This is a genomic window from Leclercia sp. LSNIH3 (genome assembly GCF_002935105.1).
Lineage (GTDB): Bacteria > Pseudomonadota > Gammaproteobacteria > Enterobacterales > Enterobacteriaceae > Enterobacter > Enterobacter adecarboxylatus.
Genome location: NZ_CP026387.1, coordinates 1,289,535 through 1,305,185 on the forward strand (window position 1 = coordinate 1,289,535; position 15,651 = coordinate 1,305,185).

At 57.2% G+C, this 15,651-nt stretch carries 12 protein-coding genes; 5 read left to right on the forward strand and 7 right to left on the reverse strand.

All coding sequences use genetic code 11. The annotated features are described in order from the left end of the window. Window positions 1–106: 106 nt before the first annotated feature. The 3 genes from copA (at window position 107) to ybaK (ending at window position 4,158) form a co-directional block, all read left to right on the forward strand. The gene (gene copA, locus C3F35_RS06305; RefSeq protein WP_103791847.1) at window positions 107–2,605 is read left to right on the forward strand and encodes a copper-exporting P-type ATPase CopA; all 2,499 of its coding nucleotides are present in this window, start codon (window positions 107–109) and stop codon (window positions 2,603–2,605) included. Between the two features lie 78 nt (window positions 2,606–2,683). Then, a complete protein-coding gene (locus tag C3F35_RS06310) occupies window positions 2,684–3,478 on the forward strand; it encodes a TraB/GumN family protein (protein ID WP_059308590.1) in 795 nt (264 codons plus the stop codon). Window positions 3,479–3,678: 200 nt separating this feature from the next. Continuing rightward, window positions 3,679–4,158, forward strand: a complete 480-nt coding sequence (gene ybaK, locus C3F35_RS06315) for a Cys-tRNA(Pro)/Cys-tRNA(Cys) deacylase YbaK (RefSeq protein ID WP_032616885.1) — start codon at window positions 3,679–3,681, stop codon at window positions 4,156–4,158. 95 nt (window positions 4,159–4,253) lie between these two features. Here the strand turns inward: ybaK and ushA are convergent, their stop codons facing one another. Continuing rightward, complete coding sequence (ushA, locus tag C3F35_RS06320; protein WP_059308592.1) at window positions 4,254–5,906, reverse strand: bifunctional UDP-sugar hydrolase/5'-nucleotidase UshA; 1,653 nt, start codon at window positions 5,904–5,906, stop codon at window positions 4,254–4,256. Window positions 5,907–6,069: 163 nt separating this feature from the next. On the opposite strand from ushA, the gene C3F35_RS06325 reads away from it, so the two are divergent. Together C3F35_RS06325 and ybaL are read left to right on the forward strand one after the other, a co-directional pair. Beyond that, window positions 6,070–7,275, forward strand: a complete 1,206-nt coding sequence (locus C3F35_RS06325; protein WP_103791846.1) for an MFS transporter — start codon at window positions 6,070–6,072, stop codon at window positions 7,273–7,275. A 233-nt stretch (window positions 7,276–7,508) separates the two neighbouring features. Next, window positions 7,509–9,185: a YbaL family putative K(+) efflux transporter gene (ybaL, locus tag C3F35_RS06330; RefSeq protein ID WP_103791845.1), complete on the forward strand. Its 1,677-nt coding sequence runs from the start codon at window positions 7,509–7,511 to the stop codon at window positions 9,183–9,185. Between the two features lie 91 nt (window positions 9,186–9,276). Here the strand turns inward: ybaL and gsk are convergent, their stop codons facing one another. The 6 genes from gsk to C3F35_RS06360 all read right to left on the reverse strand — a co-directional run bounded on the left by gsk (window position 9,277) and on the right by C3F35_RS06360 (window position 15,650). Continuing rightward, entirely contained in the window at window positions 9,277–10,581 is a 1,305-nt protein-coding gene (gene gsk / locus C3F35_RS06335; RefSeq protein ID WP_032616880.1) for an inosine/guanosine kinase, read from the reverse strand. Window positions 10,582–10,643: 62 nt separating this feature from the next. Continuing rightward, a complete protein-coding gene (gene hemH, locus C3F35_RS06340) occupies window positions 10,644–11,606 on the reverse strand; it encodes a ferrochelatase (protein WP_032616879.1) in 963 nt (320 codons plus the stop codon). A 246-nt stretch (window positions 11,607–11,852) separates the two neighbouring features. Beyond that, window positions 11,853–12,497 (reverse strand): adenylate kinase, encoded by a 645-nt coding sequence (gene adk / locus C3F35_RS06345; protein ID WP_032616878.1) that lies wholly within the window; start codon window positions 12,495–12,497, stop codon window positions 11,853–11,855. A 229-nt stretch (window positions 12,498–12,726) separates the two neighbouring features. Beyond that, a complete protein-coding gene (gene htpG, locus C3F35_RS06350) occupies window positions 12,727–14,601 on the reverse strand; it encodes a molecular chaperone HtpG (protein WP_032616876.1) in 1,875 nt (624 codons plus the stop codon). A gap of 111 nt (window positions 14,602–14,712) precedes the next feature. After that, a complete protein-coding gene (gene recR / locus C3F35_RS06355) occupies window positions 14,713–15,318 on the reverse strand; it encodes a recombination mediator RecR (RefSeq protein WP_032616875.1) in 606 nt (201 codons plus the stop codon). Beyond that, complete coding sequence (locus C3F35_RS06360; protein WP_032616874.1) at window positions 15,318–15,650, reverse strand: YbaB/EbfC family nucleoid-associated protein; 333 nt, start codon at window positions 15,648–15,650, stop codon at window positions 15,318–15,320. Before C3F35_RS06360 ends, recR begins: the two co-directional genes overlap by 1 nt. Window position 15,651: the final 1 nt, after the last annotated feature.

The window sequence follows — 15,651 nt, forward strand, 5'->3', positions numbered from 1 at the left end:
TTTCCCCCTTGACCTTCCCCTTGATGGAAGGTTTAACCTTCATAACAGTTAGATGAAAGTGTCCCTCCGGTCAATATCTGGCTGGAGATTTATAAGGAGTATTCGTATGTCTCACACCATCGATCTGACACTGGACGGCCTCTCCTGCGGCCACTGTGTCAAACGCGTTAAAGAGAGTCTGGAGCAACGCCCGGACGTTGACACCGCAGAGGTCACCATCGACCACGCCGCCGTTACCGGCAGCGCCAGCGCCGATGCCCTGATCGACACCATCAAACAGGCCGGTTACGGTGCGGTGTTAAGCCACCCAAAGGCTGATCCGCTGACAGCGTCAACAACTCCGTCGGAAGCACTGACAGCGGCCCCCTCTGAGCTTCCGGCAGCTCACGACAGTGATGACAGCCAACAGCTGTTGATCAACGGCATGAGCTGCGCCAGCTGCGTTACCCGAGTACAGAACGCCTTGCAGGCCGTACCGGGTGTCGCACAGGCACGGGTCAACCTGGCGGAGCGCACTGCGCTGGTGATGGGCCATGCCTCCGCCGCTGATTTAGTGCAGGCCGTTGAAAAAGCAGGCTATGGCGCCGAGGCGATTGAAGATGACCTCAAACGCCGTGAACGCCAGCAGGAAACGGCCATTGCCACCATGAAACGTTTTCGCTGGCAGGCGATTGTCGCCCTGCTGGTGGGGATCCCGGTGATGGGCTGGGGCATGCTCGGTGACAATATGATGGTCACCGACGACAACCGCACGCTGTGGCTGGTAATTGGCGTTATCACACTCGGGGTGATGATCTTTGCTGGCGGCCATTTTTATACCAGCGCCTGGAAAAGCCTGAAAAACCGCACCGCTACCATGGATACGCTGGTGGCGTTGGGCACGGGCGCGGCGTGGCTCTACTCGATGAGCGTCAACGTCTGGCCGCAGTGGTTCCCGATGGAAGCCCGCCATCTCTATTATGAAGCCAGCGCCATGATTATCGGCCTGATTAACCTCGGTCATATGCTGGAGGCGCGGGCGCGCCAGCGCTCCTCCAAAGCGCTGGAAAGATTGCTCGATTTAACCCCGCCGACCGCCCGGGTAGTCACGGAAAACGGTGAACAAAACCTGCCGCTGGCCGAGGTTCAGGCAGGGATGATCCTGCGCCTGACGACCGGCGATCGCGTGCCGGTAGACGGCGACATTACCCAGGGCGAAGCCTGGTTTGACGAAGCCATGCTCACTGGCGAGCCGGTGCCGCAGCAGAAAAGCGCCGGGGAGAGCGTCCACGCCGGTACGGTGGTGCAGGATGGCAGCGTGCTGTTCCGCGCCAGTGCCGTCGGCAGCCACACTACGCTGTCGCGCATCATCCGCATGGTGCGCCAGGCCCAGAGCAGCAAGCCGGAGATCGGCAAGCTGGCGGATAAAATTTCCGCTATTTTCGTGCCGGTGGTGGTGGGTATTGCCCTGTTCAGCGCCGCTATCTGGTACTTCTTTGGCCCTGCGCCGCAGATTGTCTACACCCTGGTGATCGCTACCACGGTGCTGATCATCGCCTGTCCGTGCGCACTGGGGCTGGCGACGCCAATGTCGATTATCTCAGGCGTTGGCCGGGCCGCAGAGTCCGGCGTGCTGGTTCGTGATGCCGACGCCCTGCAACGCGCCAGCACTTTAGACACTCTGGTATTTGATAAAACCGGGACCCTCACCGAAGGTAAACCGCAGGTGGTCGCCGTCGATACCACGGGCGGGATCGACCAGGCCGAAGCGCTGCGCCTGGCCGCCGCGCTCGAACAGGGTTCCAGCCACCCGCTGGCACGGGCGATTCTGGAGAAAGCAGATGCCTCCCTGCCGCAGGTGAATAACTTCCGTACCCTGCGCGGGCTGGGGGTCAGCGGGGACGTTGATAACCGTAGGCTGCTGCTGGGCAACCAGGCGCTGCTGGCCGAAAATGGTATAGACACCGGGGCGCTGGATGCGCAGTTGCAGGCCCATGCCGCGCAGGGGGCGACCCCGGTACTGCTGGCGGTGGATGGCCAGATCGCGGCGCTGTTTGCCGTTCGCGATCCACTGCGCGCCGACAGCGTGAGTGCGCTGCAACGCCTGCACCGCGCGGGCTATCGTCTGGTGATGCTGACCGGGGATAACGCCGTCACCGCTCAGGCGATTGCCAGCGAGGCCGGTATTGATGAGGTGATCGCGGGTGTGCTGCCGGACGGCAAAGCGGATGCGATTATCAAACTGCAGGATCAAGGCCGCCGCGTAGCCATGATTGGCGACGGCATCAACGATGCCCCGGCGCTGGCCCAGGCGGATGTGGGGATCGCCATGGGTGGCGGCAGCGATGTCGCCATCGAAACGGCGGCGATCACCCTAATGCGCCACAGCCTGATGGGCGTGGCCGATGCGCTCGCCATTTCGAAAGCGACCCTGCGCAACATGAAGCAGAACCTGCTGGGAGCCTTTGTCTATAACGCCTTCGGCATTCCCATCGCCGCCGGGATCCTCTGGCCGCTGACCGGTACGCTGCTCAACCCGGTGGTCGCGGGTGCCGCCATGGCCCTCTCCTCGATTACCGTGGTGAGCAACGCCAACCGCCTGCTGCGGTTTAAACCGAAAGAGTAACCGCGTGCATAAGACAAGGACGTCTTGCACCGCCCTTTCCCACGCGCTAGCATGAATTTTTTCCATCCTGGAGCGCGTATGAGTCTGTTTCAACGTATAAAAGCATCGTTTCGCTCCCTTTTCCCCCGCCGCTATCGCTGGCCCGGCCTCGATATCTCCTTGCCTGGCGGGCAGCACCTGCATCTGGTCGGCAGCATCCATATGGGCACCCGGGATATGTCTCCCCTGCCCGCGGGCCTGATCGACAGGCTGCACAATGCCGATGCGCTGATTGTAGAAGCGGATATTTCCGGGGAGGAGTCGCCCTTTTCAGGCCTGGCGATCCCGCCTCCGCTCAGTGAGCGTCTTAGCGCCAGCCAGCTGGCCGAGGTGGAACGGCTTGCCGACGAGCTTGGGCTGTCGCTCTCTATGCTAGAAAGCCAGCCGTTATGGCAAATCGCGATGGTGTTGCAGGCCACGCAGGCCCAGCGTCTGGGGCTGCGGGGCGATTACGGCATTGATTACCAGTTGCTGAATGCCGCCCGTACACAGCAGCTGCCCATTATTGAGCTGGAGGGGGCCGCCAGCCAGATTGCCCTGCTGCGCCAGATGCCAAACGACGGCTTACTGCTGCTGGAAGATACCCTGACTCACTGGCATACCAATGCCCGGCTGCTGCAAACCATGGTGAGCTGGTGGCTGGATTCACCCCCCATCGTCGACAGGCTGGCACTTCCGGCCACCTTCAGCGAATCGCTGTATGACGTGCTGATGCACGAGCGTAACCAGGCATGGTGCGAGAAGCTGCGCGCGCTGCCTGCGGGACGGTATGTGGTTGCGGTTGGGGCGCTGCATTTGTACGGCGAGGGGAATTTGCCGTCATTGCTGAGATAAAAAAGTGGCCAATATTTCTATTGGCCCGTCAAAGAGGAATTTCATCGTTATTATTATGCCGAAGGAGACCTCCGGTTGAGCCGATTGTCGCTCAAAGTGACCATCACTGCCAACACTATATGCGCAAGATGGTGCTATTTTTTAGCCTCTTCTGAGGCGTATGCTTAGAGCGTTTATTGTCCGGGCTAAGAAGGATTGCTATGACACCCGCCGTGAAATTACTCGAAAAAAACAAAATCACTTTTCGGATCCATACCTATGACCACGATCCGAGTGAAACCAATTTTGGTGATGAAGTGGTGCGTAAACTGGGGCTGAACGCCGACCAGGTTTATAAAACGTTGCTGGTTGCGGTCAACGGCGATATGAAGCATCTCGCCGTGGCGGTGACGCCGGTTGCCGGGCAGCTGGATCTCAAAAAGGTGGCGAAGGCGCTGGGCGCCAAAAAAGTGGATATGGCCGACCCAATGGTGGCGCAGCGCACGACGGGGTATCTGGTGGGCGGTATTAGCCCGCTGGGCCAGAAAAAACGTCTGCCAACCCTGATCGATGCCCCTTCTCAGGCCTTTGAAACGATCTATATTTCGGGCGGCAAGCGCGGGCTGGATATTGAGCTGGCGGCCAGCGATCTGGCCAAAATGCTGGATGCACAGTTTGCGGATATCGCGCGCCGGGAATAAAAAAGCCGGGTGGCGGCTACGCCTTACCCGGCCTACAAGATGAAACTATCCAACCGCTGGCCGGGTAAGCGAAACGCCACCCGGCACGGCCTTCATTACTGCCAGCTCACCTCACCCTTAGGTTCATACGCGTTCACATCCAGCGGAGAATTCTGCTGGATATACTGCTTCAGCACCTCGGCGTCGATAAAGCCGGTATTCACATAGCCCGGTTTGTCATCGATATGCGGATAACCGTCGCCGCCGGTGGCGTTAAAGCTCAGGGTCGCCATCCGATAGGTTTTGGCCGGGTCAACCGCTTCGCCTTTGATCTTCAGGTCGTTGAGTACCCCGCCCTTCGCCACAAAGCTGACGTTGGCGAACTGCGGATAGGCACCGGAGTCAGGCTTCATCTGTGCTACCGCGGTCAGGTAATCCGTCACCTCTTTGCCGGTCATATCGACATACACCAGCACGTTGCCAAACGGCTGCACCTTCAGGACATCTTTATAGGTGATATCACCGCCTTCAATGGAGTCGCGGATCCCGCCGCCGCTCATTACCGCAAAATCGGCGTTAGTACGCGCCATTTGCGCTGCCAGCACCAGGTGCCCCATGTTGGTCTGCACGAAACGCACCTTACTGCGATCCCCTTCCAGCCTGCCGGAGAGTGTACCGATCTTCACATCCAGCTGGGCTTTGCCTTTATTCTGGAACGGCGACAGCAGGGAGAGCATCTGTGGGTTTTCCGCAATTTCCGGGGTATAGAGGACGCGCTCGCTCTGGCCGTTATCGTAGGTCACCTTCTTCTTCAGGTTGACCGGGATCAGCTGATAATGCACCAGCTTCATCTCCCCGTTACGGAATTCGAAATCCGCGCGGCCGACGTATTTACCCCACTCATGGGCCTGCACAATCCAGATGCCGTTCTGCTTGTCCGGCGCGCACGGCGTGCCAGGCACATAGTCCACCTGCTTTTTATTTTCTGACGCCATGCAGACCGGATCCTGGGAGTGACCGCCCACAATCATCGCCAGCGAACCCGCCGGCAGGCTGCGCGCCATCTCCACATCGCCCGGGGCGTTCGAGCCGTGGTCGCCATTATCGTAATGGCCCATATGGGTGGTGGCGATAATCACGTCCGGTTTTTCGTTCTGCTGTAATTCCTGGATCACCAGCTTCGCTTCGTCGGCCGGTTTACGGAATTCGATATCGGTAAAATATTCCGGGTTGCCGATTTTGGCTGTGTCATCGGTGGTCAGCCCGACCACGGCGATTTTAATATCCTGGCGTTTGAAAATGGCCCAGGGTTTAAATAAACGCTCGCCGGTGCTTTTCTGGTAAATATTGGCGGAGAGGAACGGGAATTTGGCCCACTTCTCCTGCTGGCGTAATACTTCGATAGGATTATCAAATTCGTGGTTACCGACGGCCATCGCATCGTAGCCAATCAAATTCATGCCGCGGAAATCGGGTTCTGCATCCTGTAAATCCGATTCCGGCACGCCGGTATTAATGTCGCCGCCGGAGAGTAACAGCACGCTGCCGCCTTTGGCTGCCACCTCTTTGCGGATCCCGTCCACCAGCGTCTTCTGCGCCGAGAGGCCATACTCGCCATATTCGCTGCGCCAGAAGTGGCCGTGATGATCGTTGGTATGCAGGATGGTAATGTTATAGGTTTTATCCTGCTCCCAGGCCTGAGCTGGCAGGCTTAACAGACCGCACGCCGCGATTATTGCCAGCGCGATGCCTCGCTTCATTAACTTCATTTCTTCACTCCCTGATCCATAGACAAAGGCAAAAATTACAGCGAGTAAGCAGAATAGACAACTTTGTTTTCAGAAATGCGACTTTCCTCAAATGTCGGGGACAGGTATGTTAGTCGGATAATAATTACATCCTGCATTTCCTATAACAATCGACGTGGTATTTATGGCAATCAGTGAATCTACTCCACCGGTGTCGGCTGCTAAGTCTCGCACCTCATTTGGTATTCTCGGCGCAATCAGTCTTTCACATCTGCTGAACGATATGATCCAGTCGCTAATTCTGGCGATCTATCCGCTATTACAGTCCGAGTTCTCCCTTACCTTCGTACAGATCGGCATGATCACCCTGACCTTCCAGCTGGCCTCATCGCTGCTGCAACCGGTGGTGGGTTACTGGACGGATAAATATCCGATGCCATGGTCACTGCCGATTGGCATGTGCTTTACCCTGAGCGGCCTGATCCTGCTGGCTATGGCGGGCAGCTTTGAGGGCGTTTTAGTGGCCGCCGCACTGGTGGGTACCGGCTCGTCGGTCTTCCACCCGGAGTCGTCCCGCGTGGCGCGCATGGCCTCCGGGGGTCGTCACGGTCTGGCGCAGTCGCTGTTCCAGGTGGGCGGTAACTTCGGTAGCTCCCTCGGCCCGCTGCTGGCAGCGGTGATTATTGCCCCGTACGGTAAAGGCAACGTGGCGTGGTTTGTGCTGGCGGCGCTGTTAGCGATTGTGGTGCTGGCGCAGATCAGCCGCTGGTATGCGGCCCAGCACAAGGTAAATAAGGGCAAACCAAAAGCGCCGGTAATTAATCTCCTGCCGCGCAACAAGGTAATTCTCGCTGTCAGCATCCTGCTGATGCTGATTTTCTCCAAATACTTCTACATGGCGAGCATCAGCAGCTATTACACCTTTTATCTGATGGAAAAATTCGGATTATCGGTACAAAACGCCCAGTTTCACCTGTTTGCCTTCCTGTTTGCGGTAGCAGCAGGGACGTTTATTGGCGGGCCATTGGGGGATAAGATTGGGCGTAAATATGTTATTTGGGGCTCTATCCTCGGCGTAGCGCCTTTCACCCTTATTTTACCTTACGCAAGTCTGTGGTGGACGGGTGTTTTAACCGTGATCATTGGTTTTATCCTCGCTTCGGCGTTTTCGGCCATCCTGGTGTATGCCCAGGAGCTGCTTCCGGGACGTATCGGCATGGTTTCCGGGCTGTTTTTTGGTTTTGCCTTCGGGATGGGCGGCCTTGGCGCGGCGGTATTAGGGCTGATTGCAGACCATACCAGCATCTTTTTGGTCTACAAAATCTGTGCTTTCCTGCCACTTCTTGGGATGTTGACCATATTCCTGCCTGATAATCGACATAAAGCCTGATTTATCCGCGGTCAAACTCCTGGTTTGGCCGCAACCTTCCCTACTGCCATAAGCCTTTCTTAGCATAGCTTCTGCAAAATCGTCCTGTTCTGCTTTCGTTTAACTCTTATTGCTGTTTTACTCAAATTTCAACAATTATTCATAAACATAATCATTAAATTTGTCATAAACTATTACTCGGCTTTTTGGTTTTAAACCAAAAATGGATTAACTCAGCAACGAAAGGAGACGGAATGCATCACGCCACACCGCTTATCACCACCATTGTCGGTGGACTTGTACTCGCATTTATACTCGGCATGCTTGCCAATAAACTTCGCATTTCGCCTCTGGTGGGCTATTTATTAGCTGGCGTGTTAGCCGGTCCTTTTACCCCAGGTTTTGTTGCTGATACTAAACTTGCCCCGGAGCTGGCGGAGCTTGGCGTGATCCTGCTGATGTTCGGTGTTGGTTTGCATTTCTCCCTGAAGGATCTGATGGCGGTAAAGTCCATCGCCATTCCCGGCGCGATCGCCCAGATAGCCGTGGCGACGTTGCTGGGTATGGCGCTTTCAGCGATGCTGGGCTGGCCGCTGATGACCGGCATTGTGTTTGGTCTGTGTCTTTCTACCGCCAGTACCGTGGTGCTGCTGCGCGCGCTTGAAGAGAGGCAGTTAATTGACAGCCAGCGGGGGCAGATCGCTATTGGCTGGCTGATTGTTGAAGATCTGGTGATGGTATTAACCCTGGTGCTGCTGCCTGCTGTCGCCGGGATGCTCGAAAAAGACAACGTCGGCTTTGCCACGCTGGCGCTGGATATGAGTATCACCATCGGTAAAGTGGTGGCGTTTATCGCCATTATGATGCTGGTAGGTCGCCGCCTGGTGCCGTGGATCCTCTCCCGCAGCGCCGCGACCGGCTCGCGCGAGCTATTTACCCTCGCGGTGTTGGCCCTGGCGCTGGGCATCGCCTTTGGCGCCGTTGAGTTGTTTGATGTCTCCTTCGCCCTCGGCGCTTTCTTTGCCGGGATGGTGCTGAATGAATCTGAGCTGAGCCACCGCGCCGCCCACGATACCCTGCCCCTGCGCGATGCATTTGCCGTGCTGTTCTTCGTCTCCGTGGGGATGCTGTTCGACCCGCGGGTGCTGATTGATCAGCCGCTGGCCGTGCTTGGCACCCTGGCAATCATCATCTTTGGTAAGTCTGTCGCCGCGTTCTTCCTGGTGCGTATGTTCGGTCACTCGCCGCGTACCGCATTGACCATCGCCGCCAGCCTTGCGCAGATTGGTGAGTTTGCCTTTATCCTTGCCGGGCTGGGCATGGCGCTGGATCTGCTGCCACAGGCCGGGCAAAATCTGGTGCTGGCGGGGGCAATCCTCTCGATTATGCTCAACCCGGTGCTGTTCGCCCTGCTGGAAAAATACCTCGAAAAAACCGAAACCCTTGAAGAGCAGACGCTGGAAGAGGCGACGGAAGAAGAGAAACAGATCCCGGTGGATATCTGCAACCATGCCCTGCTGGTCGGCTTTGGCCGCGTCGGGAGCCTGCTGGGCGAGAAGCTGATGGCCCAGGGCATTCCGCTGGTGGTGATTGAAACCTCCCGCACGCGAGTGGACGAACTGCGCGAGCGTGGTATCCGCGCGGTGCTGGGCAATGCGGCGAATGAAGAGATCATGAATCTGGCGCATCTTGACTGCGCGCGCTGGTTGCTGCTGACCATCCCCAACGGTTACGAAGCCGGTGAGATTGTGGTTTCCGCCCGTGAAAAATCCCCGCACCTGGAGATTATTGCCCGGGCGCATTACGACGACGAAGTGGAATACATCATGGAACGCGGCGCTAATCAGGTGGTAATGGGCGAGCGTGAGATTGCGAATACCATGCTGTCGCTGCTGGAGAAACCGCCGGTTGAAGCGACGGTGACGGGTTAAGTTTGCTGCGGGCTGATGCCCTCACCCTGGCCCTCTCCCACAGGGAGAGGGAACAAACACTAAAAAGGCAACTCACGTTGCCTTTTTGCTTTTACCTGTCCCAGTAAGACTCTTCCAGGCTATCTTCCCGCTCCGGCAAGCCACGCGTTAAGCGCGGTGAGTGCTGGTTCAGCACCTGATAGCTCACGCGGTTCGCGTATTTACACACCTGCGCCAGTGACGAATAGGTCAGCCAGTTAAACTTGTGTTTGCTGGAGTTCGGCACGTTGGTGCGATGGAAGGCGTTGGCGGTGATATCGTGCAGCAGCGCAGCCAGCGCGCCGTCTCCTGCGCCGTTTGTGTTCATGATCTTCTCAGGCCCACCCATATACGGGGCGATATGCGAGAAGATACGCAGCGGGTTCTGGCAATCCTTGTGGCGCATGGCGCGACTGAATTCAAACTGGTTGAACTCGGCGATCGCCCCTGGCAGTAGTGGATGCTGGGTTTTGCGTTTCGCCTCTTCTTCGGTGAAGCCCGCCATATACAAGCCTACCGGCCCGGCGGTGCAGAGTACCAGATCGACCCAGTCCAGCGCTTTATCAGAAGCCAGCAGCGGATCGCTCTCGCCGGTCAGGGCTTCGGCCTCTTCTTCATTCATCGCCAGAATAGAGACGTGCTCTTTCAGGAAGGCCTGCCACCACTCCGGGTTATCCGCGATCACGAATTTGGTACCCAGGGTCAGGACCACCGGCACGTTATACTTCTTCGCGTACTCTATCGCCTTCATGGTGGCTTCCGGCATCGGCTCGCCCGGCTTGCAACGCACCAGATAGGAGGTCAGTACCAGCGCTGATGCCCCGGCAATCACCTCTTCCGGGATGCTCTCTGCGCGCAGTTTGTTCATGTGCCCTGGGCTGATGGCGAAGGTACGCTCGCCGGATTCGCCGATCAGCGTAAAGCAGCGGCCAATCGCCCCGTCCACCCCTTGCAGGTAGTTCAGATCGGTACGGCTGGAGGTGTTGCAGAGGTAGCGGTAGGCATAACTGCCAATTTCGATGTTGCTGCACATCACACCCAGCAGAACGGAGCGGTCATCCGCCAACACCGAGTAGTTGTGCATGGTGTTGCCTATGGTGCCACCGGCAAACTGATGGGTAATGAGGTTGTCCCGTACCAGCTCCTGGTACAGCGCTTCCGCCACATCGTCTTCAATGACCAGGGAGTGCCCGGCGCTCAGGCCGTAACGCGCGACAAACGCATCGTCCACTTTTGCTTCAATATCCACCAGCGTCTGATCGATACCCACCACCCAGGCGGCGTTGGTCTCATTCTCCGGCTGAATTTGTTGGAGCAGCGGATCGCGGGCGTTAACGGGAAAGTAGTGTTTGGATTTGCGTTTACCGGGAAATTTCATCTTCTGAGCTACGAGTAACGGATGGGCCGGAAATGGTAGCACAATCCCGGCCTTTAACGCGATCAGCGGCTGTTAGTCACCAGCGACACCATCATCTCGATGTGTTCTGGGTCGTCGTTCAGCGCCGGAATGTACTCGTACTTCGTTCCGCCCGCTTCGAGGAAGAACTCGCGGTTTTGTACCGCAATTTCCTCCAGGGTTTCCAGACAGTCGGCCGCAAAGCCCGGCGACATGACCTGGATATGCTTCACGCCTTTCTCGCCCAACATTTTGAGGGTTTCATCCGTATAAGGGGTCAGCCACGGCTCGCGGCCAAAGCGCGACTGGAAGGTCATCATCACCTTTTCCGGCGGCAGGCCCAGGGCGGACACCAGCTCACGCGTGGTATCGCGGCAGCGCTGCGGATAATCGTCACCTTCATCGGCGAATCGCTGCGGGATACCGTGATAGGAAAGCAGCAGCAGATCCGGCTCGCCGTGTTTTGCAAAGGACGCGCGTGCGCTGCTGGCAAGGGCGTTGATATACATTTCGTTATCCGCGTAATCGCGAATAAAGGTCACGGAAGGAATACGACGTCGGGTCGCCAGAATGCGCGCCAGCTCGTCCCAGACCGCGGCGACGGTGGAGCAGGAGTATTGCGGATAGAGCGCCAGCACCACGATATGGTCCACGCCCTGCGCCAGCAGCTCCGTGACGGCGCTTTCCAGCGACGGTTTACCGTAGCTCATCCCCAGCGCAACCGGAATATCCGGCAGACGGGCAGCCAGCGCCTTCTCCTGGCGACGGCTGTAGACCATCAGCGGCGACCCCTCTTCCATCCAGACGGACTGATAGAGCTTAGCCACACGCGGCGAACGGATCGGCAGGATCACGCCACGCAGTAATGGCCACCATAGCAGGCGCGGGGTATCCACAACGCGCGTATCACTCAGAAACTGACGCAGATAACGGCTGACCGCTGCGGGGGTGGGGGCTTCGGGGGTACCTAAATTGGCAAGCAGGATGCCGGTTTTCGCCTGACTCATTCACGCCTCATAACCTTATAACAGGCTGATAAGTGTATCTGAAAAGCGCGTAAACGGAACCCATTGCTGCGATAGATAAGATGAGAATTTTTCTCACCCGGGGACCCGGGTGAGAGTCACGACATCCTTCAGGCTGCCTCTGCGTTGGCTGCGTACCCTTACCCCAGTCACAGCGTTATCTGAATGACTGGGATTCGCGTACGTGCCGCCGCGATACAACCCGAATGACTGGGTGATGGTGTGCGATTAGCCGAGGATTTTTTCCAGCTCTGCACGAACTTCAGCGACAGGCTTGGTGCCGTCAACTTTAGCGTATTTGGTGTTACCCGCCTGCGCTTCCTGAGAGTAGTAGCCGATCAGTGGCGCGGTCATCTGATGGTATTCCACCAGGCGCTTACGCACGGTCTCTTCCTGATCGTCTTTACGGGTGGTCAGCTCTTCGCCGGTCACGTCGTCTTTACCTTCCACCTGCGGTGGATTGAATTTCACGTGGTAAACGCGGCCGGAAGCGGCGTGTACGCGACGACCGATGATACGGTCCACGATCAGTTCGTCCGGTACGTCGAACTCCAGCACGTAATCCACGTTGATGCCCGCTTCTTTCATGGCATCAGCCTGAGGAATGGTACGTGGGAAGCCGTCCAGCAGGAAACCGTTGCGGCAATCTTCCTGAGTAATGCGTTCTTTAACCAGAGCAATAACCAGCTCATCGGTTACCAGTTTGCCGGCGTCCATAATGTCTTTCGCCTGTTTGCCCAGCTCGGAGCCAGATTTAACAGCGGCACGCAGCATGTCACCCGTAGAGATTTGCGGAATACCGTATTTCTCCATGATGAACTGAGCCTGAGTTCCTTTACCCGCGCCCGGAGCGCCAAGCAGAATAATACGCATTGCGAAAATCCCCTCAAAAGTTGGTTCAATTTTTCAAAAAGCGCTAAACAATACCATCAGAACGGACGTGGCTCAAGGAAGGCGGGAAGGCTGAAACGGTTAACGAGGGAGATAATTTGACAGAGGGCAGGGGATTTCCCCTCACCCTGCCCTCTCCCCAAAGGGGAGAGGGCATTGTAGTCCCCTCTCCCCTTTGGGGAGAGGGTTAGGGAGAGGGGCAGACGTTTAATTACGCCAGCAGCAACGCATTGACGCGCTTGATGAACTGGTTTGGATCTTCCAGCGTGCCTCGCTCGGCCAGCAGGGACTGATCCAGCAGCAGTTCAACCCACTCGGCAAAGCGGGCGTCGTCCTGGGTGTCTGCCGCGCGTTTCACCAGCGCGTGATCCGGGTTGAGTTCAAAGATGTACTTCACTTCCGGTACGCTCTGGCCCGCAGCAGCGAACAGCTTCGCCATCTGGGTGCTCATCTCATCGGCTTCGGTGGTGACGATGGCTGGCGTATCGGTCAGACGGTGTGTGAAGCGCACCTCTTTCACGCGATCGCCCAGATGGGTTTTCACACGCTCAACAAATGGCTCCAGCGCTTTTTCCGCCTCTTTCGCGGTTTCGTCCACTTCATCCGCCAGCTTGTCGATGGACTCATCGGCTTTCGCCACGGACTGGAACGCTTTACCGCTGAACTCGGTCAGGTAGTTCATCATCCACTCATCGATGCGATCGGAAAGCAGCAGCACTTCGATGCCTTTCTTACGCAGCAGCTCGAGGTGCGGGCTGCTCTTCGCCGCGGCATAGCTGTCGGCGGTGATGTAGTAGATCTTCTCCTGCCCTTCCTTCATACGGGAGATGTACTCTTCCAGCGACACGGTCTGCTCGGAGGAGTCGGTATGCGTGGAGGCAAAGCGCAGCAGCTTGGCAATGGCTTCGACGTTGGAGGAATCTTCCGCCGGGCCTTCTTTCAGTACCAGGCCGAACTGTTTCCAGAAGGTCTGGTATTTTTCTGCGTCGTCTTTCGCCAGCTTGTCCAGCATCTGCAGGGCGCGTTTGCTCAAAGCGGTGCGCAGATTGCGGGTCACGGTGCTGTCCTGCAGGATCTCACGGGAGACGTTCAGCGGCAGATCGTTGGAATCAATCAGGCCACGCACAAAGCGCAGGTAGTTCGGCATGAACTGCTCGGCTTCGTCCATGATGAACACGCGCTGCACGTACAGCTTCAGGCCGTGCTTGTGATCGCGGTTCCACATATCCCACGGCGCCTGCGCCGGGATGTACAGCAGGCTGGTGTACTCCTGCTTCCCTTCCACGCGGTTGTGGCTCCAGGTCAGCGGATCGGTAAAGTCGTGGGCGATGTGCTTGTAGAACTCGGTGTATTCTTCGTCTTTGATCTCAGACTTGTTACGCGTCCACAGCGCCTGCGCCTTGTTGATCTTCTCCCAGGAAATAACGGTTTCGCCGTCCTGTTCTTCCCGTTTTTCGATCTCAACCGGCAGAGCGATATGGTCAGAATATTTGCTGATGATGGAGCGCACGCGCCAGTCGTTGAGGAAATCGTCTTCCCCTTCGCGCAGGTGCAGGGTGATCTCGGTGCCGCGATCGGCTTTGGTGATGTCGGCTACGGTGTATTCGCCTTCACCGTGGGATTCCCAGAAGACGCCGTTTTCAGCGCTCTCGCCTGCCGCACGGGTGCGTACGGTGACTTTATCCGCCACGATGAACGCCGAATAGAAGCCCACGCCGAACTGGCCGATCAACTGGCTGTCTTTAGCCTGATCGGAACCCATGGACTGCAGGAAGGCTTTGGTGCCGGATTTCGCGATAGTACCGAGATGGTCAATGGCTTCATCGCGGGTCATGCCGATGCCATTATCCGCGATGGTCAGGGTGCGGTTCTCTTTATCAAACGAGACGCGCACGCGCAGTTCGCCGTCACCTTCATACAGCTCTGGCTTCGAGAGTGCACGGAAACGCAGCTTGTCTGCCGCATCAGAGGCGTTAGAGATAAGCTCACGCAGGAAGATTTCTTTATTGGAATAAAGAGAATGGATCATCAGATGCAGAAGTTGTTTTACTTCTGACTGGAAACCGCGGGTTTCTTGTCCTTTCATACTAAGTCGACCTCAACAATGCCATTTAATGGGGTTTAAAAGCGTTGAGGGAGAGATGGGGATAGCGAGGAAGGTTTTCAAGCGGAGGCCACGGCTGCAGCCTCCGTTTGGTCAGAAAATAATCTTGTGACGACCGGCCAGAGAGTGTGACAGCGTGGTGCCGTCCACCATCTCCAGCTCGCCGCCCACCGGTACGCCGTGGGCGATACGGCTGGCTTCGACGCCTGACTCCGCGCACAGTTCCGCGATGTAGTTGGCCGTTGCCTCCCCTTCCACCGTTGGGTTGGTGGCGAGGATCACCTCGTTGATCGTTTCCGATTTCAGACGCTGTTCCAGACGGTCCAGACCAATATCATCCGGGCCGATACCATCCAGCGGCGACAGGTGGCCCATCAGCACAAAATAGCGGCCAGAAAACTGCCCGGTCTGTTCGATGGCGTAGATGTCCGCAGGACTCTCCACCACGCAGATCTGACCGTTTTCCTGACGGCGCGGATTGGCGCAGATGTTACACACTTCCTGCTCGGTAAAGGTGCGGCAGTCTGCACAGTGTCCGATTTCTGACATGGCGCGGGTCAACGCCTGCGCCAGACGCATGCCGCCGCTACGATCGCGCTGCAGCAGGGTAAACGCCATGCGCTGCGCTGACTTCGGGCCTACGCCCGGCAGGCAGCGTAGCGCTTCCATTAGCTGCGTGAGCAGCGGACTGGTTTGCATCAGAACGGCATCTTAAAGCCCGGTGGCAGCTGCATTCCAGAGGATACAGAGGCCATTTTTTCTTTCTGGGTTTCGTCGATACGGCGCGCAGCATCGTTAAATGCAGCGGCGACCAGATCTTCCAGCATGTCTTTGTCGTCTTCGAGCAGGCTTGGGTCGATCTCCACGCGACGGCAGTTATGCGCACCGTTGATGGTCACTTTGACCAGACCTGCGCCAGATTCGCCAGTCACTTCCATCTGTGCGATCTCTTCCTGCATCTTCTGCATTTTTTCCTGCATCTGCTGGGCCTGCTTCATCAGACCACCCAGACCGCCTTTACCACCAAACATA